General features: G+C 42.6%; 21 protein-coding genes and 1 pseudogene. 14 read left to right on the top strand and 8 right to left on the bottom strand.

What is annotated here, in order from left to right; genetic code table 11:
- Positions 1-423 precede the first annotated feature (423 nt).
- The 3 genes from secA (at position 424) to C2M33_RS17030 (ending at position 6,095) form a co-directional block, all read left to right on the top strand.
- Positions 424-3,132, top strand: a complete 2,709-nt coding sequence (secA, locus tag C2M33_RS17040; protein ID WP_105174982.1) for a preprotein translocase subunit SecA — start codon at positions 424-426, stop codon at positions 3,130-3,132.
- Positions 3,133-3,194: 62 nt separating this feature from the next.
- Positions 3,195-3,596, top strand: coding sequence for an 8-oxo-dGTP diphosphatase MutT (mutT, locus tag C2M33_RS17035; RefSeq protein ID WP_105174981.1), 402 nt, complete (start codon positions 3,195-3,197; stop codon positions 3,594-3,596).
- A 426-nt stretch (positions 3,597-4,022) separates the two neighbouring features.
- Positions 4,023-6,095: a M13 family metallopeptidase gene (locus C2M33_RS17030; protein ID WP_105174980.1), complete on the top strand. Its 2,073-nt coding sequence runs from the start codon at positions 4,023-4,025 to the stop codon at positions 6,093-6,095.
- A 393-nt stretch (positions 6,096-6,488) separates the two neighbouring features.
- Here the strand turns inward: C2M33_RS17030 and yjgA are convergent, their stop codons facing one another.
- A complete protein-coding gene (gene yjgA / locus C2M33_RS17025) occupies positions 6,489-7,010 on the bottom strand; it encodes a ribosome biogenesis factor YjgA (RefSeq protein WP_063700007.1) in 522 nt (173 codons plus the stop codon).
- A 137-nt stretch (positions 7,011-7,147) separates the two neighbouring features.
- Here yjgA and pmbA point away from each other — a divergent pair, with 137 nt between their 5' ends.
- The gene (pmbA, locus tag C2M33_RS17020) at positions 7,148-8,485 is read left to right on the top strand and encodes a metalloprotease PmbA (RefSeq protein WP_063699980.1); all 1,338 of its coding nucleotides are present in this window, start codon (positions 7,148-7,150) and stop codon (positions 8,483-8,485) included.
- Between the two features lie 129 nt (positions 8,486-8,614).
- Complete coding sequence (locus tag C2M33_RS17015; RefSeq protein ID WP_063699978.1) at positions 8,615-9,031, top strand: VOC family protein; 417 nt, start codon at positions 8,615-8,617, stop codon at positions 9,029-9,031.
- Between the two features lie 433 nt (positions 9,032-9,464).
- On the opposite strand, the gene C2M33_RS17010 is transcribed toward C2M33_RS17015, so the two are convergent.
- Positions 9,465-10,124, bottom strand: coding sequence for a LiaF domain-containing protein (locus C2M33_RS17010; RefSeq protein WP_105174979.1), 660 nt, complete (start codon positions 10,122-10,124; stop codon positions 9,465-9,467).
- Positions 10,125-10,453: 329 nt separating this feature from the next.
- On the opposite strand from C2M33_RS17010, the gene C2M33_RS17005 reads away from it, so the two are divergent.
- The 3 genes from C2M33_RS17005 to C2M33_RS16990 all read left to right on the top strand — a co-directional run bounded on the left by C2M33_RS17005 (position 10,454) and on the right by C2M33_RS16990 (position 11,700).
- The gene (locus C2M33_RS17005) at positions 10,454-11,020 is read left to right on the top strand and encodes a BON domain-containing protein (RefSeq protein ID WP_105174978.1); all 567 of its coding nucleotides are present in this window, start codon (positions 10,454-10,456) and stop codon (positions 11,018-11,020) included.
- A 57-nt stretch (positions 11,021-11,077) separates the two neighbouring features.
- Positions 11,078-11,236, top strand: coding sequence for a YqaE/Pmp3 family membrane protein (locus C2M33_RS17000; RefSeq protein ID WP_064971745.1), 159 nt, complete (start codon positions 11,078-11,080; stop codon positions 11,234-11,236).
- Positions 11,237-11,490: 254 nt separating this feature from the next.
- The gene (locus C2M33_RS16990) at positions 11,491-11,700 is read left to right on the top strand and encodes a hypothetical protein (RefSeq protein WP_058583864.1); all 210 of its coding nucleotides are present in this window, start codon (positions 11,491-11,493) and stop codon (positions 11,698-11,700) included.
- Here C2M33_RS16990 and C2M33_RS16985 read toward each other — a convergent pair.
- Positions 11,685-13,709, bottom strand: a complete 2,025-nt coding sequence (locus C2M33_RS16985; protein ID WP_105174977.1) for a methyl-accepting chemotaxis protein — start codon at positions 13,707-13,709, stop codon at positions 11,685-11,687. The two genes, C2M33_RS16990 and C2M33_RS16985, sit on opposite strands and share 16 nt — an antisense overlap.
- Positions 13,710-13,832: 123 nt before the next feature.
- Here C2M33_RS16985 and C2M33_RS16980 point away from each other — a divergent pair.
- A pseudogene (locus tag C2M33_RS16980) lies at positions 13,833-14,602 on the top strand (NADP-binding protein).
- Here C2M33_RS16980 and hutC read toward each other — a convergent pair.
- Positions 14,603-15,310: a histidine utilization repressor gene (hutC, locus tag C2M33_RS16975; protein WP_063699958.1), complete on the bottom strand. Its 708-nt coding sequence runs from the start codon at positions 15,308-15,310 to the stop codon at positions 14,603-14,605.
- A gap of 142 nt (positions 15,311-15,452) precedes the next feature.
- On the opposite strand from hutC, the gene hutI reads away from it, so the two are divergent.
- Entirely contained in the window at positions 15,453-16,694 is a 1,242-nt protein-coding gene (hutI, locus tag C2M33_RS16970) for an imidazolonepropionase (RefSeq protein ID WP_105174975.1), read from the top strand.
- A 121-nt stretch (positions 16,695-16,815) separates the two neighbouring features.
- Positions 16,816-18,498 (top strand): GGDEF domain-containing phosphodiesterase, encoded by a 1,683-nt coding sequence (locus tag C2M33_RS16965; protein WP_171038290.1) that lies wholly within the window; start codon positions 16,816-16,818, stop codon positions 18,496-18,498.
- Positions 18,499-18,655: 157 nt separating this feature from the next.
- On the opposite strand, the gene C2M33_RS16960 is transcribed toward C2M33_RS16965, so the two are convergent.
- Positions 18,656-19,705, bottom strand: a complete 1,050-nt coding sequence (locus tag C2M33_RS16960) for a formimidoylglutamase (RefSeq protein WP_105174973.1) — start codon at positions 19,703-19,705, stop codon at positions 18,656-18,658.
- A gap of 5 nt (positions 19,706-19,710) precedes the next feature.
- Positions 19,711-20,208 (bottom strand): ribonuclease E activity regulator RraA, encoded by a 498-nt coding sequence (gene rraA, locus C2M33_RS16955; protein ID WP_054552822.1) that lies wholly within the window; start codon positions 20,206-20,208, stop codon positions 19,711-19,713.
- 212 nt (positions 20,209-20,420) lie between these two features.
- Between rraA and C2M33_RS16950 the strand changes: the two genes are divergently transcribed.
- From C2M33_RS16950 to C2M33_RS16940, 3 genes are all read left to right on the top strand, one after another.
- Entirely contained in the window at positions 20,421-20,957 is a 537-nt protein-coding gene (locus tag C2M33_RS16950) for a phosphatase PAP2 family protein (protein WP_105174972.1), read from the top strand.
- Complete coding sequence (locus C2M33_RS16945; RefSeq protein ID WP_105174971.1) at positions 20,954-22,003, top strand: MJ1255/VC2487 family glycosyltransferase; 1,050 nt, start codon at positions 20,954-20,956, stop codon at positions 22,001-22,003. Before C2M33_RS16950 ends, C2M33_RS16945 begins: the two co-directional genes overlap by 4 nt.
- A gap of 105 nt (positions 22,004-22,108) precedes the next feature.
- Positions 22,109-23,989: a methyl-accepting chemotaxis protein gene (locus C2M33_RS16940; protein ID WP_105174970.1), complete on the top strand. Its 1,881-nt coding sequence runs from the start codon at positions 22,109-22,111 to the stop codon at positions 23,987-23,989.
- A 93-nt stretch (positions 23,990-24,082) separates the two neighbouring features.
- On the opposite strand, the gene C2M33_RS16935 is transcribed toward C2M33_RS16940, so the two are convergent.
- Together C2M33_RS16935 and hslU are read right to left on the bottom strand one after the other, a co-directional pair.
- Entirely contained in the window at positions 24,083-24,457 is a 375-nt protein-coding gene (locus C2M33_RS16935; protein ID WP_105174969.1) for a gamma-butyrobetaine hydroxylase-like domain-containing protein, read from the bottom strand.
- Between the two features lie 76 nt (positions 24,458-24,533).
- The gene (gene hslU / locus C2M33_RS16930; RefSeq protein ID WP_063699943.1) at positions 24,534-25,862 is read right to left on the bottom strand and encodes an HslU--HslV peptidase ATPase subunit; all 1,329 of its coding nucleotides are present in this window, start codon (positions 25,860-25,862) and stop codon (positions 24,534-24,536) included.

Genomic DNA, 25,862 nt, shown 5'->3' with positions numbered 1-25,862 from the left:
CGCATCTCGCATCTCGCATCTCGCATCTCGCATCTCGCATCTCGCATCTCGCATCTCGCATCTCGCATCTCGCATCTCGCATCTCGCATCGCCTTTTTTCTCCCCTGATCTTGATTTTATTTCGATTGTCGCCATATCTACTCAGTAGTTTAATTTTCGTGATTTTTGCGGGGTTAAACTAAAGTTTACGGCTGATTTTTAAATTTTCTTGCTGAAAATCCATATCTTCACACACAGAAGGTTTGATGTTGCGCAGACTCTGGTATGATAGCGCACGAAATAAGCGGTGTTTTGAACAGCGTACTGATAAATTGTTAATTAATATGCCCTACATCATGAGCATAAGCGCATATTAATTATCAATTGAAGAAAGTGGGTTAGCTAATGACTAGCTAACAAAGAATATATTGTAACGGTTTTATCATGATATCTAATTTATTTACCAAGATTTTTGGTAGTCGCAATGACCGCACTATTAAAAACCTAAGAAAGACGGTCGCACTGATCAATGCGCTTGAAACGCAATTAGAAGCGCTTTCTGATGAAGATCTAAAAGCAAAAACAGCAGAATTTAGAGAGCGTTACGATAACGGACAAAGCCTAGATGACATTTTACCAGAAGCATTTGCTGTGGTACGTGAAGCATCTAAGCGTGTAAACGGCATGCGTCACTTCGACGTACAGCTACTAGGTGGTATGGTTTTACATCAAGGTCGCATTGCAGAAATGCGTACTGGTGAAGGTAAAACACTAACAGCAACATTACCTGCATACCTTCGCGGTTTAACAGGTAAGGGTGTTCACGTAATTACCGTGAATGACTACCTTGCAAAACGTGACGCCGAAACTAACCGCCCATTATTTGAATTCTTAGGCCTAACAGTTGGCTGTAACGTACCAGGCATGATGCCGCAGCAAAAGAAAATCGCTTACGCTGCTGACATTACTTACGGTACTAATAACGAATTTGGTTTTGATTATCTTCGCGATAACATGGCATTTAGCATTGAAGAACGTGTACAACGCCCACTTTACTACTCAGTAGTGGATGAGGTGGATTCAATCCTAATCGATGAAGCGCGTACGCCGCTAATTATCTCAGGCCCAGCTGAAGACAGCTCTGAGCTATATATCGAAATCAATAAAATTGTGCCAGAACTTGAGCTACAAGAAAAAGAAGATGAAGAAGGCGTTGAAGGTGACGGCGACTTCACTATCGATGAAAAATCTAAGCAAGTTCACTTAACTGAACGTGGCCAAATTAAAGTAGAAGAACTATTGATTGAGCGTGGCTTAATTCAAGAAGGTGATTCACTTTACTCAGCTTCAAGCATCACATTATTAAGCCATGTGTATGCGGCACTTCGTGCTCACAAGCTTTATCAAAAAGACGTTGATTACGTTGTTAAAGAAAACGAAGTTATCATCGTTGATGAGCACACTGGTCGTACAATGGAAGGTCGTCGTTGGTCTGAAGGCTTACACCAAGCTGTTGAAGCGAAAGAAGGTGTACGCATTCAAAACGAAAACCAAACATTGGCATCAATCACATTCCAAAACTACTTCCGTTTATACGAAACACTAGCGGGTATGACAGGTACAGCAGACACAGAAGCGTTTGAGTTCCAGTCTATCTATGGTCTAGACACAGTAGTAATGCCAACGAACAAGCCGATGATCCGCGACGATCGTGCTGACCTTGTTTACTTAACTCAAGAAGAAAAGTACGAAGCAATTCTTGCTGATATTAAAGATTGTCAAGAACGTGGCCAACCGGTACTTGTGGGTACTATTTCAATCGAAAGTTCTGAGTACTTATCGCAGTTCTTACGTAAAGAAAAAATTAAGCACAACGTACTAAATGCTAAGTTCCACGCACAAGAAGCAGACATCGTTGCCGATGCAGGTTTACCTGGCACAGTAACCATTGCGACTAACATGGCTGGTCGTGGTACCGATATCGTGTTAGGTGGTAACTGGCATAGCGAAGTTGAAAAGCTAGAAAACCCAACTGATGAACAAATCAAAGCGATTAAAGATGAGTGGCTAAAACGCCACGATGCAGTAATCGAAGCGGGTGGTTTACACATCATTGGTACTGAGCGTCACGAATCTCGTCGTATCGATAACCAGTTACGTGGTCGTTCTGGTCGTCAAGGTGATGCCGGTTCAAGCCGTTTCTATTTATCAATGGACGACGCGCTAATGCGTATCTTCGCTGGTGAGCGCATGACTAACATGATGCGTAAACTAGGTATGCAACGCGGCGAAGCGATTGAGCACCCTTGGGTTAACCGCGCAATCGAAAACGCACAACGTAAAGTTGAAGCACGTAACTTCGACGTCCGTAAACAATTACTTGAGTACGATGATGTAGCAAACGACCAACGTCGTGTTGTTTACTCACAACGTAACGAGCTTCTTGAAGAAGGCGATATTTCAGAAACTATCACTGCCATTCGCAGCGATGTACTAAATGGTACGATTGATCAATACATTGCACCGCAAAGCTTAGCTGAAATGTGGGATATCCCAGGCCTTGAAGAGCGCTTAAAACAAGATTTCTTAATCGAGCTGCCAATTTCACAATGGTTAGCTGACGATAACAAACTATACGAAGAGAAACTTCGTGAGCGTATCGAAGAAGCGGTTGAGCAAGCTTACAAGCAAAAAGAAGAGATGGTCGGCGAGTCTGTACTACGTCAATTCGAAAAAGCGATTATGCTACAAAGCCTAGACCAACATTGGAAAGATCACTTGGCTGCGATGGACCACCTTCGTCAAGGTATCCACTTACGTGGTTACGCACAGAAGAATCCTAAGCAAGAGTACAAGCGTGAATCATTCGAGCTATTCTCTGAAATGCTTGAGAACTTAAAAATCGACGTTGTGGGTATTTTAAGTAAAGTACAAGTTCGCGCTGAAGAAGATGTTGAGAAAGTTGAAGAGCAACATCGCCGTAGCGAAAATGCACCGCGCGAATACCAACACGAAGAAGCTGAGCACATTGGTGGCGAATTACCACAAGGTGCTGTAGTAACTCAACGTGCAGAGCCAAAAGTCGGCCGTAACGAGCCGTGCCCTTGTGGTTCAGGTAATAAATTTAAGCAGTGTTGCGGTAAATTAAAATAACCAAAACACGGTGATAAAAAGCGACGCTTGCGTCGCTTTTTTTATGAATAAGGAAACAACAAATGACTAAAAAAGTAGTGCATGTTGCAGTCGGTGTTATTTATAAAGATCAGCAATTATTTATTTGTAAGCGACCAGACGACAAACATCAAGGCGGCTTATGGGAATTCCCAGGCGGTAAAGTAGAGCAAGGCGAAAGCGTGTTTGCAGCGTTACAGCGGGAGCTATTAGAAGAAGTAAACCTAACGGTAAATGGCAGTGAAGAGCTGATGGTTATTGAACATGACTACGGCGATAAATGCGTACGCTTAGATGTGCACATTGTTGATGACTTCACTGGCACAGCCCATGGCGCAGAAGGCCAACAAGGCAAATGGGTCGCACTAAACGAGCTTGATGATTACAGCTTCCCAGCCGCTAATGTTGAGATTATCGAAAAGATAAAGCAGCGGTTTGAGCTGTAACGGTCGTTCCTACGTTTGATGTAGGCGTGAAATTTATTTCGCGCGGTGGTTATATAATAGAGGTTAGTTTTTAGTAGTTAGATTTCAGAAGTCAGATCAGATCGAGAGGGTGGTTTTATTTTTTGTGTAATTAAACAAAGAACTTGCTACGAATGAAATGTATTTTACTTTGTTCTAACCACTAACCACTAACCACTAACCACTAACCACTAACCACTAACCACTAACCACTAACCACTAACCACTTAACCTCCCCCTTCTATCGCTCAAAAATGCGACTCATCTTGTTTTGATAAGAATTGTTACATATTCGGTTTTATTGTTTTGCTCGAGAGGTTTATTATGGAGAAAGCGAAAAACTAATGATTAATTAGGTTTGCTAGTTTTTCGATAAATACATCAAAAAATAATTAGTACGGGACTCCCATGAAAAAAGTAACACTTACCGCGGCAAGTATTGCACTAGCCCTCGGTCTTGTTGGTTGTGGTGAAAAAGAACAAGAAACTAAAGCACCAGCAACTGCGGCCGTAACTGAAGCAAAAGCACCTTTAAATTCAGGTATTGAACTGGCGAACATGGACAAATCTGTTCGCGCACAAGATGACTTTTACTATCACGTAAACGGCGAATGGTTAGAGAAAACAGAAATTCCAGGTGATAAATCAAACTACGGTTCATTCACTCAGCTTTACGATGATTCGCAAAAAGCGATGAAAGAAGTATTAGAAAAAGCGGCGGCAAACACCAATGTTAAGCCGGGTTCTGATGAAGCTAAGTTAGCTGCATTTTATAACAGCTATATGGACGAAGCAGGTCGTGAAGCGGCAGGTATCAAGCCATTATCACCAGTACTAGAAAGTGTTGATGCAGTTAAGAACAAGTCTGATTTAGTTGCTTTAATGGCTGAACTTCGCATTAAAGGCGGTAGCCTACCGTTTGGTTGGTACGTAAACAACGACGCGAAAAACTCTAGTGAAAACGCGATGTATGTTTATCAGTCTGGTTTAGGTTTACCAGATCGTGATTACTACCTAAAAGATGAAGAGAAATTCACAAAAATCCGTGAAGCTTACCAAGCATACGTAACAGCTATCTTAAGCAAAGCGGGTGTCGCTGATGCTGAAGCCGCAGCTAAAGATATCATTGCACTTGAAACAAGCATTGCCGATGCGCAGTGGAGCCGTGTAGAAAGCCGTGATGCAACTAAATCTTACAACAAGATGAGTGTTGCTGATGCTAACAAACTAACAGGTGAGTTCGACTTTGCAGCTTACCTTGATGCATCAGGTATCAAAACTGAAGATGTCATCATTCGCCAACCTAGCTACCTAGAAAAATTCGCGGGTATCTACAGCGATACAGATTTAGCAACTTGGCAGAACTACCTTAAGTTCCACTTTGTTAGCAACTACGCTGCATTATTAAATAAAGAGCTAGTAGACCTTAACTTTGATTTCTACAGCACCACACTTCGCGGTGTAACAGAGCAATCACCACTTTGGAAAAAAGCGGTTGATGCATCGAACGGTGTATTAGGTGAAATGCTAGGTAAAGTATACGTTAAAGACAACTTCCCACCTGAAGCGAAAGCGCGTATGGAAGAGTTAGTTGATAACGTAATCAAAGGTTATGCAGTTGCGATTGAAAACCTTGAGTGGATGAGCCCAGAAACAAAAATCGCTGCGAAAGCGAAACTTGATAAGTTCACGCCAAAAATCGGTTACCCAGATAAATGGAAAGACTATTCTGCACTTGAAGTTAAAGGTGACGACTTAGTAGGTAACTACATTCGCCACAGCGAGTGGGAATATGCAGATATGACTGCAAAACTAGGTAAGCCAGTTGACCGTTCTGAGTGGCACATGACACCACAAACAGTAAACGCTTACTACAACCCTGTGAACAACGAAATCGTATTCCCAGCGGCTATCTTACAACCGCCATTCTTCAACCTAGAAGCTGATGATGCTGTTAACTACGGTGCAATCGGTGCGGTAATCGGTCACGAATTAGGTCACGGCTTTGATGACCAAGGTGCGAAGTACGATGGTGACGGTAACTTACGTAACTGGTGGAGCGACTCAGACCTTAAACAGTTTGAAGAGCGTACAGGTCAGTTAGTTGCTCAGTATAACGAGTACAAACCATTTGAAGATGCAACGGTAAATGGTCAGCTTACATTAGGTGAAAATATTGGTGACTTAGGCGGCTTAACTGTTGCTTATACTGCTTATCAATTATCACTTGGTGATGAAAAAGCGCCTATCATTGATGGCTACACAGGTGATCAGCGTTTCTTCATGGGTTGGTCGCAAATTTGGCGTCGTAAATACCGTGACGAAGAGTTACGTAACCGCCTAATGACAGACCCTCATTCACCAAGCCACTACCGTGTAATCGGTATTCTTTCAAATATGCCAGAATTCTATCAGGCGTTTGATGTGAAAGAAGGCGACAAGATGTATATCAAACCGGAAGATCGTGTAAAAATCTGGTAATTGATTATCGATTTAAAAAAGGCTCTGAGTGAACGCTCAGAGCCTTTTTTGTTTTAGGAGCTGTCAGCTTTCGACGTAGGAGGTGTTTTAACGCCGAAATATTTAGGTGATTATTGTGCGCGATGTTCACGGCTAAAGCCGTTCCTACGAGGTTGTAGGAGGTGTTTTAACAGCGAAATGCCCAGGTGATTATTGTGCGCGATGTTCACGGCTAAAGCCGTTCCTACGAGGTTGTAGGATGTGTTTTAACGCCGAAATATTTAGGTGATTATTGTACGCTATGTTCATGGCTAAAGCCGTTTCTACAAGGTTGTAGGAGGCGTTTTAACGCAGAAGTAATTATAAAAAAAGCCGCATAATTTTCATTAGGCGGCTTTCTATAAATGAAGGAAATTAAACCATAATCGCATCTTTAAGATACTGGAATAACTCTTTGTAAGCTTTGGCTGGCTTTTCTGCTTGCACTTCTTTTGCGGCGCTACGCACTAACTGGCGCATTTTTTGGCGTTCAAGAGACGGGTATTGATCAATTGTTGAATTGATCAGGTCGTCACCTTGTTTGATCAAATCATCACGCAGCATTTCAATCTTGTTCAACAAAACATCCGCTTGGTTGTTTTTGTTAAGCATGATGTCGATCATCGCTTGAATTTCATCAACGTTTTCTGTGGTACGTAATACTTTTGCGATGTAGTTTAGGTTACGACGGTATGCATCGCTTTTGTCACTCACCTTATCAGAAACAACAAGGGCTTCTTTTAAATCGTGATTGAGCGGTAAACGATCGCGTTGCTTTTTCGGCATTTTCGCGATTTCAGCACCCAGACCATGATATTGCATGGCTTCACGTTTTAATTCGCTTTTTGATACGTAAATAATTTCTTCTTCGATAAGTGGCTTTTTCTTCTTCGCCATAAGGATGCTCATTCAGTAAACTTAACTATTCGCTATTATACGTCATTTAGTTAATGATTAATATTAGCTGATGCAGGTCTCGCAGTGTGTTAGCATTCGTTACACTATAAAAAATATCAGAACCTAGGACACACAAGATGAAAGATCCTATTTATCAACACATTTCTGAAGTGAAAGACGCAGTAAGCGAAGTGCTTGAGCATGCAAAAAAGCTCGGTGCAACAGCAGCAGAAGCGGCGATGTCGAGCACATCAGGTTTGTCTGTCAGCACGCGTATGGGCGAAGTTGAAACAATAGAGTTTAACCAAGACGGTGGCTTAGGTATCAGTGTTTATGTGGGTAATAACAAAGGCTCTGCTTCAACGGCCGACCTAAACCCTAAAACATTACGTACAGTGGTCGAAAAAGCCATTGATATTGCTAAGTTCACTTCTGACGACCCATTTAACGGTATCGCTGATAAAGAGTTGCTTGAGTTTGCACCGCTTGATTTAGATTTATACCACCCGTGGGAAGTAAGCCCAGAGCAAGGTATTGAGCTTTGTCATCAAGCAGAGCAGGCGGCATTAAACGCCGATGAGCGTATTGTAAACTCAGACGGTGCGAGTTTTTCTTCTCACCAAGGTCTACGTGTTTATGGTAACAGCCATGGCATGATTGCAGGTTACCCACGTACGCGTCATAGCATTAGCACTATGGTGATTGGTAAAGATGGCGAGCAAATGCAGCGCGATTCAGCCTATACCGTAGCGCGCCATAAAGATGATTTAAATGACGCTGCAAAAGTGGGTCTTGAAGCCGCAACAGAAACTTTGGCTAAGCTTAATAGCCAAAAGCTCGGTACTATGAAAGTGCCTGTAATCTTTAGAGCAGATATTGCTAACTCATTGTTTGGCCATTTAGTGTCGGCGATTGGTGGTGGGGCACTTTATCGTAAATCGAGCTTCTTGCTTGATAGCTTAGGGACTAAAGTATTTAGCGATTGCGTGAATATCTCTGAGCGCCCGCATTTATTAAGAGGTTTAGCGTCTTCGCCGTTTGATGCTGAAGGTTTAAAAACTGTAGACCGTGAAATTATTCAAGGTGGTGAGCTGCAAACTTATCTATTAGCTAGCTACGCGGCACGCAAACTATCGATGACACCAACGGGTCATGCTGGTGGTATTCATAACTGGCTAGTTGAACAAACCCATGCTGATTTAAAAGCGCTATTAAAAACTATGGGCACAGGTTTATTAGTAACTGAGCTTATGGGCCAAGGTGTAAACACCGTAACTGGTGATTATTCACGTGGCGCAGCTGGCTTCTGGGTTGAAAATGGTGAAATCCAATACCCAGTCAGTGAAATCACGATTGCTGGTAACTTAAAAGACATGTTTAAAGCGGTAGTAGGCTTAGGTGGTGACATCGAGCGTCGCGGTGGTATTCAAACTGGTTCTGTATTGATTGAACAAATGCAGGTTGCAGGTAGTTGATTCATCAATAACTACTCAATTTTTAAAGCCTCACGTTTGTGGGGCTTTTTTATTTGAAAAAACGCTTTACCTAAACTTAACTTGAGGTTTTATCTTGGTGGCAGTTTAAAAATAAAAAGGAAAACTACCATGTATTTAGAGCACGTAAACCTTGTTGTAAGTAATGTTGATGCCATGCTGCACTTTTATAAAGCCGCATTCCCACATTGGCGTGTGCGTAGCCAAGGTGATAGCACATGGTCAGGCAAACCGCGTAAATGGCTGCACTTTGGTGATGATTACCAATATCTTGCATTAAGCGATAACGGTGAAGCTGAAAACCGTGATTTAGCAGGTCACCAAGTGGGCTTGGCTCATTTTGCTTATGTGACAAACGATATTAATGCTGTCATTGAACGTCTGGTTTCAGCTGGTTATGAAATTGATAAACACGGCCCAGAAAACCCTTACCGTAAAAATGTATATTTCATCGACCCTGCAGGCTTTGAAGTTGAGTTTGTAGAGTATTTTAGTGATATCCCGAGTGAGAGGAATAATGACCAGTAAAGCTTTAAGCCATAAGCTGGAAGTTTTAAGTCGGATTGTGTTGTTTGTGGATCTTTACCAAAGGCCTGCCTCGTAGGAGGTACTTTAGTGCCGAAAATTTAAGGAGCCATCAGCTTTCAGCTGTCAGTTTTGAGCCAAACGGTGTTGTTTGTAGGCCTTTACCAAAGGCCTGCCTCGTAGGAGGTACTTTAGTGCCGAAAATTTAAGGAGCCATCAGCTTTCAGCTATCAGTTTTGAGCCGAGCGGTGTTGTTTATAGGTCAGACATAGGTTGATGGAATAGCGTTGTATGTAAGACGCGCCAAGCAAGCGTGACGCCTACGGTTGATGTAGGCGTGAAATTTATTTCGCGCGTTATCTTATTATATTGCGCGATGTAAAACTGCGGCTACGATAACTAGCCCCTAGCCCCTAGCCCCTAGCCCCTAGCACCTTTACTGCACCTTATTCATTTCTTTCCAACTGGCTTTTAGGCTGTTGGCAAAGCTGATGAACTTTTCTTTCATGGTACGTTTTACTTTGATCTCAACTGAGCCTAGCCAAACATTACCTTCAATGGTGATGGTTGGGCCTTGGCCTTTGTTTAAGGCAACTGATTTGTTTTCTACGCTGCCAATCACACTAAACAGTTTAGATACCACATTGACATGTTCTGGCACGTAGATTTCGTCGCTACCTAAAATACAGTTCACATAAATGGTGACATGCTGATGTTGGAAAATCGCTTCGCTAAAGTCGAGTTCGATTGAACCTAAGCAGTTTGTAAGGTGAATTTCTTTTGGTACCACCCACTGGCCGCTACGCTCATTTGAACCCAAAATGCTTCGAAGCTGCAGGCTCTCGTTGTCGCTGCTATGGCTGTAGTGAGGTTTAAATTGCGCATGCTTTTGCGATTTGTAGTCAATATCTGCTTTCAGATCTAAATCAGCAACAAGCTCAACGAGTACTTCGTTGCTGGTGGCCGCCATTGCTTGGTCTAGGCGGCGTTCAAATGCATCAGCTGAAATAACAGCATGACTGTAGTTATAAATGAGTTGATCAATAACTTCTTCTCTTACTTGATCGATTGGGCGATCTTCAAGTTTAACGGCCATGGTAGTTCCCTGTTGTGATTATCAAAGTGATTTTTCTGTTATTCGTTATCTGCAAAGCTTAGGCCAAAGTTTATTTCTTTATAAATCAGTTTGTTGTGTTTTTAGCTGAATAAGCTACTTCGTTAAATTAACCACAGATTAATAAAATCAGCAACTAAATGGTTATTTTTGCAACATTGTGAACATCTTACCGAGCAGCTTGTAAATCTTTACCGAAATGAATATAAATCACCGCTGAATGGCTGTTTAACTTGTTGAAAATTAATAATTAAATAGTTGGCATCATAGTCGCATTAGTAAAACTGTCTTTAATCAAAAGGAGAAAGATTATGAACACTTTTAACAAATCTATGATTGCCGCTTTAGTAATTGGTGCAACTAGCATGTCAGCTCAGGCAAGCAGCTGGGAAAATGAAAGTAAAGATGCTTGGATTGATGGTAAGGCAGAAACTGTGCTTCTTATGAACACAAACCTTAACAACTTTGACATCAACACTGATGTAACGAATGGCAAGGTTGTACTAACAGGTAAAGTTGATAGCGAATTAGATAAAGAGCTTGCTGAAGAGCTGGTTCTTAGCCTAGATGGCGTTAGCTCTGTAGATAACAAACTAACGGTTGTTAAAAACATGAAGGCTAAGAAGATGAAAGCAGATAAAGCTGATTCAGCCGAAAGCGATTTAACCGATGCAAAAATCAGTACTGTAATCACAACGCGTTATTTATTTAACTCAGAAGTGGGTGGTACCGATATCGATGTTGATACCGACAACGGTGTAGTAACACTGAAAGGTACTGTTGAGTCTGATGCAGAAAAGCAATTAGCAATCAGCATTGCTGAAAACGCTGAAGATGTTCGCAAAGTAATCGATGAACTAACGATTGTTGCTGAATAATAGCAAGCCCTATATAGCTCAGCCTTGGCTGGGCTTATCTTTTTCAAGGAGTGAGTCATGGATTTAATACGTATTATTTTATCGGTTTTAATTCCACCTCTCGGCGTATTTTTACAGGTAGGTTTAGGTGCGCAGTTCTGGATTAATATTCTTTTAACCTTATTAGGGTACATTCCAGGTTTGATTCATGCTGTGTATATCATCGCTAAGCGATAATCACCGCATTAATTAGCAAGGATGGGTAATGGAGCACAGCAAGGAAGGGCTGTAGGAGTAACGGACGATAAACCGCAAGGAGTTTACAGTATGGACAATGTAGCTAAGCACAAAGGACAACAAGGAAGTAACAAGGCGTTATGGAGTAGCGCACAATGGCAACGCTTTATGGATAAAGTGAACGGAAATGACAGCAAGGAATAAGCTTAGGCTGGGAGCCAAATAGGATGAAGCTAGCGTAAGGAGGGGACTATATGGAACAAGTACAAACGCAACCAACACAAGGATTGACCGACAAAGGAGTTGCTTTATGGAACAAGCAACAGTGGCACGAATTTATGGAACACGCGAAAGCGGTTGCGCCACGATTAACAGGGAAGGCTGACGATAAAAACCCGATGTCATCTTCAGGTGACATCGGGTTTTTAACTACTTCAGCAATTTATCTTTATAACTTAAATTGATTAACAGTCTTATTTAAAGACGCAGCTAATTCATTCAAATCACGTGCTTCATCCGCCAATTCATGGGCATGATCCGCAGTGCTATTCACTAAGTGATTAATCGCTGCCAAGCTATTGTTGATATCTTCTGCAACCACAGTTTGCTGCTCAGTCGAAGTCGCAATTTGATGACTTTGATCTTGTACATTTGTCACTGATTGCGCGATATCTTGCAGTGCTTGCAATACAATTTGTGTTTGCTCAACTGAGCCTTCAGCACGTTCTTGACCTTGTTGCATCATGGTCGATGCTTGTTGGGCAATTTGTTGTAAACGGCTGATCATATTGCGAATATCATCAGTAGATTCTTGCGTTCTGCTTGCCAGTGAACGAACTTCGTCGGCAACAACTGCGAAGCCTCGGCCTTGCTCACCTGCACGGGCAGCTTCTATCGCCGCGTTTAGTGCGAGTAAGTTGGTTTGCTCAGCGATTGAGTTGATAACATCAACCACCGCGCCGATATTGCCGCTTTCTTGTTCAAGACCCGCAACGACTTTAGACGCTTCACCGATGTGACTCGCTAGAGCGGTCATTACTGACTGAGCTTGAGTCGAGCGTTTAGTGCCATCTGCAGTAATAGTTTGTACTTCTTCAGCGGCATTATTAGTGTGCTGGGCATTACGCGAGATTTCCATCACTGTAGAAGCCATTTCGGTTACAGCCGCACTCACACTGTCAACTTGTTGCTTTTCTTGCTGAATTTCATCGTTCGTTTTTTGCGAAACAATTTTCAACTGACTCGCAGCTTGGCTTAGTTGCTCAGCCTGCGCGGCAGTATTAAGCATCATCGCGCGCAATTTATCGATGAAGGTGTTCATGTGATGAGCAAGTTGACCCACTTCGTCATGACTCTTAATTTCGATTTTTTGTGTTAAATCGCCATCACCTGATGCGATATCACGCATGATGTAAGTCAGTTTAGTCAGTGGCTTGGTGATCATTTGCGTGGCCCAGAAGATCATCGCAATGATAATCGCGATAATGATGATCACTGATGTTGTGGTTGTCATCACCGCATCGTTTACTGGTTCATCAATCATACTAGTTGGAATTAAAATACCCACGTACCAATCAAGGTAAGGGGTTTCTAATTCAAGGCGGTTGTATACAACGTAATATTGCTCACCTTTAAATGTGACAAAGCTGCTACCATCTTTTTGGCTTTTCATCGCGCGGTTTAATTCGCTAAAGCCTGAAGTGTCGCTAAATTGCTTTTCGAGGGCATCTAAACCTTCTTTGCCATTCGGACCTTCGTCAGTCACAGACAGCTTGTGGCCAGTGCGTTTAGAAAAATGCACAACCTTTTGGTTGCCATCAAGTAAGAAACCAAAGCCTTGGCCATTAAAGCGGATTTCTTCAACCATGTCGTTGATATTATTAAGCTGTAAATCAACACCACCAAAGCCAACAAGCTTGTTTTGTTTATAAACAGGCTGTTGTACAACTGCAGAGGCATTACCTGTGGTTAAATCCACAGAAATTGGGCCTACATAGAGTTTGTTGATCTTTAAAGCGTCTTGCCACCAACCACGTTTATATGCGTAGTAAGGCTGGCCGTTGTAATGACTGGTACGCTCGTTTTCTTTGAAATACTCACCTGTTGTTGCTGATGCAAAGAAGGCAGATAAGATGTTGTCATCGTTGCCACTGATACGGACAAAATCTTGATTAACACTGTCGTATCCAGGCTGGTTATCAAGGCTTTGGTCACGTTTAGTCCAGTTGTCGAACCAATTTACTAAATGCGGATTTGTCACGAAGGTTTGTACTACTTTACCGTATTTGGCAAAGTAACCTTGCATTGAAAGTCGCTCACTCTGTAAATAGCTGTCGGCTTCGCGTTGAATAGCTTGGCGCGATAAATCAGCAATATGGCTAACAAAAAAACTAGACGCGATGATCAGTAGTACACTTATCGTCCCGCCGATGAGTAGTAATATTTTTTTACGTAAAGAGAGGTTATTTAACATAGGTGCACGTGTTTTTATTATCGGGTAGAGTTACCTATCTAATCATATTTGCACCCAAATCGCTACACTGCAAAGCGATGGTTATTAATAAAATATTACATAATACATAAGGTAAGTTACTAAATGGCTGTTAGTGATAACAAAATAGTAGTGTTAGGCGCAGGTTGGCTCGGCCAAGCTCTTTGTATTAAGGCAAAAGAATTAGCATGGCAAGTGCAAGGCACGCACCGTAGTCGCGAGCACGAACATGATTTTCAGCGTCAGTTTGCGTTTGTTGGCGATGAGCTTGTACATGATGTATCGCTTGTAGAGGCATGGTGGGTGTGTGCAATTCCACCGCGTAGTCGCAGCTCAGAAAGTAATTATTTAGCCACTTTGCAAGCAGGGCTTGAGCTTGCCAAGCAGCTAAAGTGTAAAGGCTTTATTTTATGTTCTTCGACAGGTGTTTACCCTGCTGATAATGGTCATTACGATGAGAGCACAATAATTAATTGCCAATCAGCACGCCAACAACAGCTATTTGATGCTGAGCAGTTAGTGCTAAGTGCCGGTGGTAAAGTATTGCGTTTGGCCGGTCTAGTCGGGCCTGGGCGCGATCCAGGAAAGTTTGTTGCTGGTAAAGAGCTGTCTAGTTCAAGTCAGCAAGTGGTGAACATGGTACAGCAGCAAGACGTGATAGCGGCGATTTTTTCTGTACTCGAAAATTGGTCTAGCGCGAGCAGCATTTATAATGTGGTAAATCCGGCACATCCAACAAAAGCGGATTACTACCAGCAAAAATGCACTGAGCAGGGTAATCAACCACCCACTTTTACCAACCATGATAAAGGCGAACGTATCATTGATGGCTCGGCGATTGAGCACTGAGTTTTCGTTATCAAGCGCCTATTTAACTACTTTTTAAAAGTAAGGTGACCACCCAGGCGGTATTTACTACCCGGCGAAACTAAGCGCGCAAAGCTTACAATGCCTTGCGATGACCATGTGCGGCGGATCACTTGTAAGCATGGTTCTTCGTTGTAAAGGTTGAGCCATTCACACATTTCTTGGTTGGGCATGATCGCTTCGACCGTGTGACGAGCCTCGGTGAGCGGGGCATTTAGCGATAAGTATTCATGGGGTGTTAGGCTGTGAAAATCTTGTTGTAAGTAATCTTTAGCAAGAGCGGGGTTCACAAAACGCTCCTCAACTTGCAAAGGTTGCTCGTTTTCATTGTGCACAATCACACTTCGATAAACGTGGCTGTCGACTTCGACACCCAAAGCAATTGCGATGGGGGCGATTGCGCGAATAGATTCCATTACTAAAATTGTACAACTGTAATCACTGTTTCGTGCCTTAACTTCATCGGCAATGTTTTTGATTTCTAATAACGATGATTGTGATTTGAAGCTGGCAACAAAAGTACCTTGGCCTTGGCTGCGAGTTAAAATACCGGCATCGGTTAATTCACATAGCGCGCGCCTTGCTGTCATACGGCTAACTTGAAATTGACTGGTGAGTTCGTTTTCAGAAGGGACGCGGTCGTTTTCTTGCCATTCTCCCGATTGAATATTTTCCAGAATGAATTCTTTTATTTGCGCAAACTTAGGGACGCTCATTATGAAAAGTTTATTTATAAGTTAACAGTGTGTTACAAGGTGACATAATTTCCTTGTATATACAAGACGAGTTGATAAACTTTAAGCAAATTAAAATCTAGGCTCTCGTTGAGTCTTTTGCAAGCATCAAAATAGGTGAAAAATGCACACAACCAACAATGACCAAGCGCTCTGGGATTTAGTGATCACAGATGCCAATATCGCCACAATGGATCCTGCTGTTGATGCACCATACGGCGCCATTGAAAATGCAGCAATTGCCGTTAAAGATGGCAAAATTGCCTGGTTAGGTGCACAAACCGATTTACCAAAGTTTGATGCGCTAGCAACGCCTACCGTGTCTGCAAAAGGGCAGTGGTTAACACCTGGGTTGATTGATTGCCACACGCACTTAGTATTTGCCGGTAGCCGCGCAGAAGAATTTGAGCAGCGTTTACAAGGTGTGAGCTATGAGCAAATCGCTGCTAATGGTGGCGGCATAGCAAGCACCGTGCGTGCAACCCGCGAAGCTGATCACGAAAGCTTATTTGTCAGTGCAAAAGAGCGTTTAAATGCGTTATACGCAGAAGGCGTGACGACGGTAGAGATTAAATCTGGCTATGGTCTTGATTGCGAAAACGAAATTAAGCTACTCGAAGTGGCTCGTTTACTCGGTGAAAATCACCCGGTTGATGTTAAAACCACGTTTTTAGGTGCCCATGCATTACCACCAGAATATAAAGGCCGTAGCGATGAATACATAGAGCTTGTTTGCGGTGAAATGCTTGACCGTGTTGTTGAAGCTGATTTAGCTGATGCAGTTGATGCTTTTTGTGAAAACGTTGGCTTTAGCAATGAGCAAACTCGCCGAGTGTTTGAAGCGGCTAAAAAGCACAACTTACCGGTTAAGTTGCACGCTGAGCAGCTATCTAATCAACATGGTGCAGAGCTTGTTGCAGAGTTTAATGGCTTATCGGCAGATCATATTGAACACTTAGATGAAGCTGGCATTCAAGCAATGGCCAAAGCGGGCACTGCAGCGGTATTGTTACCGGGTGCATTTTACTTTTTACGCGAAACAAAATATCCGCCAATCGAGCTACTCCAGCAATACCAAGTTCCGATCGCCATTTCAACTGACTTTAACCCTGGCACTTCACCATTATGTTCATTGCACTTAATGATGAATATGGCGTGCACTATTTTCCGTATGACACCAGAGCAGGCATTAGCTGGTGTAACACGAAACGCCGCGGGTGCCTTGGGTCTTGACGATCGTGGCGTGTTAAAGGTAGGGGCTCGAGCTGATATTGCTCATTGGCAAATATCCCACCCAGCACAATTAAGTTACCAATTCGGCGTAAATAAACTGTTAAATCTGTGGATTTTGGGTAGACTTAGTTAGATAAGTTTTATTACGCAGTTTGGATTACATGTCATTGATTTTTAGTTTAGCGAGTAGCAGCACCCAACTCGTAAATTTAACAAGTGATGTTGTGCCAGTGTTTTTAGCTGGTAGCGTTTTTATGGCAATGATCTGTGCCTTATGCGTAACCCGTAACCCAATTTTAAGGCTAAGCCTAGTCGTTAATGGCGTATTAGGTTTAGCAATTTTAAGCTTAGGCTTACCTTGGCTAGTTATTTTACTCGCTTTAAGTTTATGCTTTCATTTATGGCAAGCATTTCGCACCACAAATTGGCTTGCCATAATATTGAGTGTCGCCGCCGCTATTTCGTTTGCGGTTTTATACTCTGCCCATTTATTACTCGACAATGCTTTATATTGGCTTGTTTTTTCGGTAGTTATTTTATCTGTTTCAGGCTTTTTTAATTATGAAGAGCCAGAGGATGAAGAGCAGGTTGAAATTGAGCCGCTCCATAATGATGACTTAGATGCCACCCCTCTCACTGGCTTACCGGATCGTAATGCGCTAAAAAATACGTTTGTTGCTTGGAGCGAAGAACACTCAGCAAACTGTGCGTTAGTGATGATCCGCCTTGAAGGTTTTAACGATGTTAACCAGCATATTGGTCGTGATTTTGGGGATTTATTATTAGCGCAATCGGCGACTCGTATTAAACAGCAACTCAGTGTTGATGCTGTGCTTAGCATGCCTAGTTCTGCTGGAAAGGCTGAAAAGCTGGCACATTTAGGGGGCTTAAACTTTGCTTTTATTTGCTCGCTTGAAGAGCAAAAGCATCTTCATGAGCAGCTGATAAGCCAAATTAGGCAAGTAACATTAAAGCCATTCAACGTTGCTAATTGTACGATTGAAGTTAAAGTACGCGCCAGTTATGTGAACTGTGACGAACCAGAGTATAGCTTCGAGAACCTGATTTCATTTGCCAACCTTGCCCTTGATTCAAACCCTGAGCGAGCTATTGTGCCTTATCATCCGCAAATGATGATTGAGCAACTAGAACAGCAAGCACGCCTACGCGAATTAGCTCATCTCGATTTTGCCAGCGAGCTTGAGCTTTATTTTCAGCCGGTTATTCGTAATAGCGACGAGCAAATTGAATTTTTAGAATTGCTGTTACGTTGGCAGCATCCTAAACAAGGCATTCTTTCGGCGAACAAATTTATTGATGATATTCGTGTTGCTGGCCTAAGTTACCCTGTAGCTGCGTATGTTATTGAACGGGCTGCTGAGCTTGCCATGGCACTGCGTATGGAAGGTATTGAATTGCCTCTAAGTATTAACGTGTTTGGCCCAGAAATGCTGCACGAAGAGTTCATTGAATTTGTCGATCGCATTATGACTGAGCACCGTTTAGAGCCGGGTGATTTAATCATTGAATGTCCGCTCGATTTATTCATGAGCTTAGATGACCAAGGTAAAGCCATGGTCGCAAGGCTAAATAGCATTGGTATTAAGCTGTGTATTGATGGCTTTGGTGACACGCCTATTTGGCTTGCTAAGCTGCCTAATCTTAATGTTGAGTACATCAAAGTGGCTGCTTCACTAACTGCTGATTTTGCCCATCAAAGCCAAGTGCGAAGCCTAGTTTCTGGCATGGTGGATATGCATAATCAAAATAATGCCAAGGTGATTTGTGAAGGGGTAGAAACCCTAGAGCAACTTAAATTTGTTAAGTCGTTGAACACCTACGCCGCTCAGGGTTATTACTTTAATTACCCGCTTAGCAGCGTAGGCATGATGTCGTGGTTAAAACAGTGGCGGTTAGAGCATCAGGGGGAAAGTTAGCGCTGTCAGATTGACAGTTAGCGAGTTGCTAGGGGAAAGAGTAAAGTTAGCGAACGGCTTGACTAAGATGGTGGGCTGTTTAGAGTTTACTCTTTCTAACTTTACTCTTTCTAACTTTACTCTTTCTAACTTTCTAACTTTCTAACTTTCTAACTTTCTAACTTTCCTCTCTCGCCTGCAAATACGCATTCACTAGGGCGGTGATTATTTGGCCTGCGTCGTTCATGCCTGCTTCTATGCCTACCGGGTGTTGTGACGGGGCGCCTTCGCATAAATGTAGATAGCGAGCCGTTGTTTGGCTGGCAGCTAAATGCACAAAGTGTTCTGCATCACTCACACTAAAGCCACAGTTGGTGTAAGCACTAACCGGCATTAATGAAATGCTGTCTAGGTCTACTTCGACTCCGAGCGGCGCATTATCGAACTGAGCTAATGCGTGTTTACATGCTGAAGATAAATCGACTTTGCGACGTACTTGAATATCTTGGTAACTATCAAACCTGAAGTTTGCGTTTGTCAGGGCATCCATAATCGCTTGGTTATTTTTAAATTCGTGTAAACCCATTACATGGTAATCAGCAAGGTGATTCTCGCTGTACGCATATCTAAAGCCATTGCCACTATGACGCCCTTCACACTCTCTAAAATCAGCATGAGGGTCTAAGTTGATTGCGTTGACTGGTTTACCATGTTGCTTACTAAGGGCACGCAAAATACCTAAGCAGTTGTTATGGCCGCCACCGATTACAATTGGCTCTAGGCCAGCTGCAAAAATCATTGCAAGCACTTGCTCAACGCGGGTGTCTATATCAGCGCATAATTCACGGAGTTTGGCTAAATCAGCGTCGTTTTTATTATCAAGGTCAGCGGCTTGTTGGTTTAAGTCATCAAGGGCCACTTCGCCGAGTAATAACACACGCTCATGATTTAAAAACTGGTTATGCGTTTGGTTTAAAAAGCGCTTTAAAAATGCCTGCCACGCTTGCCCTGAGCCACCGTTACCTAAGTTAGCGCGAGGACCAATATCTTCACATACGCCGACTAAGACATAGCGAATACCGAATTGTTTTGCATCGATGAGTGCTTGTGGAGCGTTAACTTGAGTGTCGAGAAGGGCAAGGGCTTGCCAAGCTTTGAGTTCGTTAGCGCGGCGGACACATAAGTGCTTTACCGCCGCTTCATCATAAATTTTAAGGTAGTTTGTCACCGAGATTAGTCTTCTATTATTTCTAACTCTAATTCTTCAGCAGATAATATAATACCGGTGCTATCAGCGTAAACAAAGTCGTCATCAAAGAAAGAAACGCCTGCGAAGTTAACGCCAATGCCATCTTCACCTGCGCCTTCGCTATCGGCAGCAACAGGAATAGATGCGATTGCTTGAATGCCTAAGTCTAGTTCTTCAAGCTCATCAACATGGCGAATGGCACCGTAAACGATAATGCCTTGCCAGTTGTTTTCTAATGCGATTTCAGCCAGCTCAATATCAATTAGGGCACGTCGGGTTGAACCACCACCGTCAATCAATAACACGCTATCGGTGCCATCGGTTGATAAAATTTCGCGGATCAGCTCGTTATTTTCAAAACATTTAACGGTTTTTACTCGACCACTAAAGCTTGGGCGTCCACCAAAATTGATAAACATAGGTTCGAGCACATCAACCACATCTGCAAAGTGGTCGCATAAATCAGAAGTGCTGTAATCCATTTTTTCATCCTCTAAAGAGACTGTCTGTTTAGTACTCAGTATACCCTGATACAACTCAATAACAACGACTTAATAGCGGATTATTGGTTTAAATCAAAGGAATTTCGTTACCGCAACATTAGTGTCTCAAAAGCGTCACCTAATTGTTATTTTTAGCACCTAAGCTGAGATAAGTATAAAAATTAGACGCAAAGTATGACAAGGAGCTCACCATGGCAAACAACATACTTACTAAATTGGCCAAAGTCGATGAACAGCTGTTTTTAAGCGTGTTTAACGATGCTTCGCCAATTTGGCTCAGAAGATCAGCGCTTGGGTTATCTAAAAGCGGTGATGGTGGACTTTACGTGGTGTTGTTTCTTGGTTTTTGGTGGTTTACCGAGCAGCTGCATTTCCAACAACTGGCGATGAGTATTTTGGTGGGATTTGCCATTGAGCGGCCTATTTACTTTCTCGCTAAAAAGCGCATCGCGCGGGTTAGACCTTGCGACTGCTTAGTGCAAGGTGCTTATTTAGTGCCGAGCGATCAGTTTAGCTTACCGTCGGGGCATAGTGCAGGAGCGTTTGTGGTGGCGACTATTTTGACTATGTACTTTCCTGAATTTGCTGTGCTGTGGCTGATATGGGCATCTGGGGTGGCGGCTTCAAGGGTGGTTATTGGTGTGCATTACCCCGCTGATGTAGTGATTGGCGCGGTGATGGGATCAAGTTGTGCGGTATTAGCAGTGATGGTGGTGGAATCTATATGAGAATTTTGTACGGTATTCAAGGCACGGGTAATGGACATATAACTCGCGCACGCGTGATGGCAACGACTTTTAAAGCATTGGGAGTCGATGTTGACTATGTGTTTTCGGGTCGTAAAGAGCAAGACTACTTTGATATGGATGACTTTGCCGATTACCGGTCTTTTCGAGGCTTGTCGTTTACCAGCAAATCGGGGCAAGTTGATAGCTTTAAAACTTTAAAGAATGCGCGCCCACTTCAGCTAATTAAAGATATAAAAAACCTTGATTTACGTCACTATGACTTGGTGTTTAATGACTTTGAGCCGATTACTGCGTGGGCAGCTAAACAGCAAGGTATCCCTGTTATTGGTATGAGCCATCAAGCAGCATTTTTATCTGATAAAGTGCCAATGTTTGGCCGAGCTTTCTTTCGCCGTGCGCTGATCCGTAATTATGCGCCAGCGAGTGTTTACTTGGGGGTGCATTGGCAGCCTTATGCAGAAAATATTATTCCGCCATTTATTGCAAACCATCATCATGATAACCCGGTAATGGTCGAAAATAAGGTATTGGTGTATCTCCCTTTTGAGAATCTAGACAGTGTGGTTGAGTATTTAAAAGATTTTCCTGAGCGAGAGTTTTACTGTTATCACCCAGATGCGCAGGATTGCTCAATCGGCAATATTCACCTTCGAGCACCTTCACGCGTTGGCTTTTTAAATGATCTCGCTAATGCTGGTGGTGTAATTGGCAATGCTGGATTTGAACTTGCGAGTGAAGCATTGCAGCTTGGTAAAAAACTTTTACTAAAACCGCTTGGTAAGCAATTTGAGCAGGGAATTAATGCGCAGACGCTATTGTCGATGGGAGCAGCTCATGTCATGAGCTATTTAAACCCTAATGCGATGGATGATTGGTTGCAATCGCCACAGAACAAAAAACTGAATTTTCCGAGCGATCCAGCACCTTTGGTTGATTGGTTGCAAAAAAAGCAATGGGAAAAGCTGGATAAATTGCATAAACACCTATGGCAACAGGTTGATTTAGAACAAAAACTGATTGTTTAAAAGTACCTTATATTGGAAAATGCGCGGCAAGTTTAACCACTTTTTATTAGCTGCTTTAAATAGTTTAGCTATACTTTAAATGCATGTTTCTATAGGGCACTTTGAATGAATGTATTACAAAACTTAACTATAAAGCGACGTTTGCAGTTAAACGCGCTCGTTGTTGGTCTTGCAATGATTGTGATGCTATGTGTAATTATCCTTGAGTCGCGCATGATGCTAAAGCTCAATGAAACAATTCAAAATGCGGAGGAGCTCGACATTCATGAACTTGCGATGCGTAAACATGAAAAAAACTTTTTGTTTTACAAAGATGTCGACAGCCTAGAGCTTTTTGAGAAAGAGTATTCGCAGCTAAAAAATAAAATGGCGCGACTAGACGAGTTAGTGAAAGATTTGTCGATGGATTCATCGAAGCTAAATGAATTTAGACGCCTTGCGAAAACTTATTACGATGACTTCAATGAGGTTGTGGTACTACAAAAGAAAATTGGTTTACATCCAAAAGATGCCTTATACGGCGATTTACGTGGTGCGGTGCATCAAGTAGAAACATTATTAAGTGAGCGCGAAAACTATAAATTACTCACTTTAATGCTTCAGCTTCGCCGTGCAGAAAAAGACTTTATGCTGCGCTTTGACTTAAAGTATATGGGCAAGTTTGATGAGCTTGTCACAAACTTTCAATCAGAGATCAAAAGTGCTGGCTTCGATGCAAACTACGAAAACCAGTTACTTAGTTTGCTTGCGACTTATCAAAGCAAATTTAAAGCCTTAGTTGATGCGCAAGTGGCATTGGGCCTTAATTTAGAATCTGGTGCACTTGGTGAAATGAAACGTAGTGTCGAAATGAGTGATGCTATTGTTACAGAGCTTACAGATCAAACAAAAGCGTTTGTTGAATCAAGTGCATCGCGTGCACAAATGATTGCGCTAGCTGTGTTCATTATTGCAAGTATCATTGTAATGCTGTTGGTGTACTTTACCAGCCGTTCAATTATTCAGCCTATTGAGCGTGTGTACCACACGATTAACGAAATTCGTCGCAATAATGATTTAAGCATGTCGATTACTCAATCGGGTAAAGATGAAATTACCACCATGACGATCGACTTTAATAGCTTGATCAGTGATTTTAAAAAGCTGATTTATGAAGTAAATACGGCGCTAAGTACACTTAACGTGGCAACAGAGCATCTATCAGAAACGACGGCAGCAACTAGCTCTGGTATGCAAGAGCAGCTTCACGAAGCGGATATGGTTGCCACAGCAGCCACCGAAATGCAGGCAACGATTCAGGATATTTCGCACAATACTGAAGCTGCAGCGAAAAAAGCCGAGTCGACTAACTTAAGTGCGCAGCAAGGTCGCTCTGAGGTTGAATCAACGGTAGTACAAATTAATCACTTATCAGAGTCACTGGGTAATGCGTCAAGTGTGGTGTCGCAGTTAGAAAAAGACGCTGAAACCATTGGCTCTGTCCTTGATGTTATTCGTGGCATTGCTGAGCAAACAAACTTACTGGCACTCAATGCGGCTATTGAGGCAGCACGTGCTGGTGAGCAAGGCCGTGGCTTTGCGGTAGTAGCAGATGAAGTTCGCTCACTTGCGCAGCGTACCCAAGATTCAACGCAAGAGATTGAGAGCATTATTTCGACTTTACAAGGGCGTACGCAAGAAGTAGTAAGTATTATGCAGCAATGTCGCACGCAAGGTGGCGAAAGTGCGGCACAGGCAAGTAAAGCAGGTGAACTGCTTCGCTCAATCACCGAAGATGTACAAACCATTATGGATATGAGTACCCACATTGCCACAGCGATTGATGAGCAAAGCCAAGTGGCTTCTGAGGTGAATAAAAACGTGGTACGTATTCGTGATATTGCGCAAGAAGCATCGGGTCACGCGGCAACCAATGCACAAACCAGCGAAGAGGTGTCTGAGCAAGCACGTGTGCTTTATCAGGCAATCGATAAGTTTAAAGTTTAATAATTACTTGATACTTTGTATATAAATAGAGCGCGGTGACGGTTTCGTCATCGCGCTTTTTTGTTGCTTGGGTGTGTATAGCGCGGCTAGGTATTAAGGCACAAACTTAATAGGCACGCTGTCTTTGCTTGCTTCGTGTTCTGAGACCCTTGTTTGGTATTGCTGCCAAAGCTCATCATGGTTAGCTTGCAGCTCACTTAAATAGTGCCAGCTGAATAAGCCACTATTATGATTATCGCTAAACACTAATCGAATTGCATAATGACCAACCGGCTCAATCTTGCTAATTCCTACGTGTTGCTTACCAAGTACGAGTTTCATTGGTTCATTACCATGACCTTGCACTTCTGCTGACGGTGAGTGAACACGCAAAAATTCAGCACTAAATTGGGCAATAGCCTGATCATCAAAATGAACATCTAATACTTTACTAACGCTGTGATAATGCACTTTAGTGACTTCTTTCATGTGAGCCTCGAATCCACGATTTATAAACTAAAAAGCCTCCAACTGGAGGCTTTTTAGTATAACGCTAATTTGTTGATTAAAGAATGAAGCGACTTAGGTCTTCATCTTCAACAAGGGCACCTAAGTGCTGCTCAACGTAGTTGGCATCAATAGTCAGTGTTGTGCCTGCTTTTTCTGAGGCATCAAATGAAATTTCTTCCATTAGTTTTTCCATCACTGTATGTAAACGACGTGCACCGATGTTTTCGGTTTTTTCATTTACTTGCCAAGCTGCTTTTGCGATACGTTCAATTGCATCATCGGTGAACTCAACGTCAACTTGTTCTGTTTTTAACAGCTCACGTTGTTGCTCAGTTAATGAAGCATGAGGCTCTGTTAAGATACGCTTAAAGTCATCAGCAGTAAGTGCTTCAAGCTCAACGCGAATTGGTAAACGACCTTGCAGCTCAGGGATCATGTCTGATGGTTTTGCCATTTGGAATGCGCCAGATGCAATAAACAACATGTGATCTGTTTTAACCATACCGTGTTTAGTGCTCACTGTTGAGCCTTCGATTAATGGTAGTAAGTCGCGCTGAACACCTTCGCGGCTCACATCTGGACCAGACGCTTCACCACGTTTACAGATTTTATCGATCTCATCGATAAACACGATACCGTTTTGTTCTACCGCGAAGATAGCTTGCTCTTTTAACTCTTCAGGGTTAACAAGTTTTGCTGCTTCTTCTTCAACTAATAGTTTGAAGGCTTCTTTGATCTTTAGCTTTCGCTTGCTGCGCTTATCGCCACCCATGTTTTGGAACATGCTCTGTAGCTGGTTGGTCATTTCTTCCATTCCAGGCGGAGCCATGATCTCAACATTAGGCTGGGCTTGTGCAACATCGATATCGATTTCTTTATCGTCTAATTGACCTTCACGTAATTTTTTACGGAATGTTTGACGAGTTGAAGAGTTCTCTTCTGTTTTTGACTCACCAAATGTATCGCGTGCTGGTGGTAAAAGGGCATCTAGAATACGCTCTTCTGCCGCTTCTTCAGCGCGGTGTTTAAATTTTTTGGTTTGCTGTTCACGGGTCATTTTAATTGAGATATCAACTAAATCACGAATGATAGTCTCAACTTCTTTACCAACATAGCCCACTTCAGTGAACTTTGTTGCTTCAACTTTAATGAAAGGCGCATTAGCAAGTTTTGCAAGGCGACGAGCAATTTCTGTTTTACCCACACCAGTAGGGCCAATCATTAAAATGTTTTTTGGTGTTACTTCGGCGCGTAGCTCGTCGCTTAGTTGCATACGGCGCCAGCGATTACGTAGCGCGATTGAAACTGCTTTTTTAGCTTTAGCTTGGCCAATAATGTGTTGATCTAGCTCGTGAACGATTTCTCTTGGCGTCATCTCAGACAT

The sequence above is a fragment of the Pseudoalteromonas sp. T1lg122 genome (genome assembly GCF_002964825.1).
Lineage (GTDB): Bacteria > Pseudomonadota > Gammaproteobacteria > Enterobacterales > Alteromonadaceae > Pseudoalteromonas > Pseudoalteromonas gelatinilytica.
This window is presented reverse-complemented; position numbering and strand designations above follow the sequence as displayed.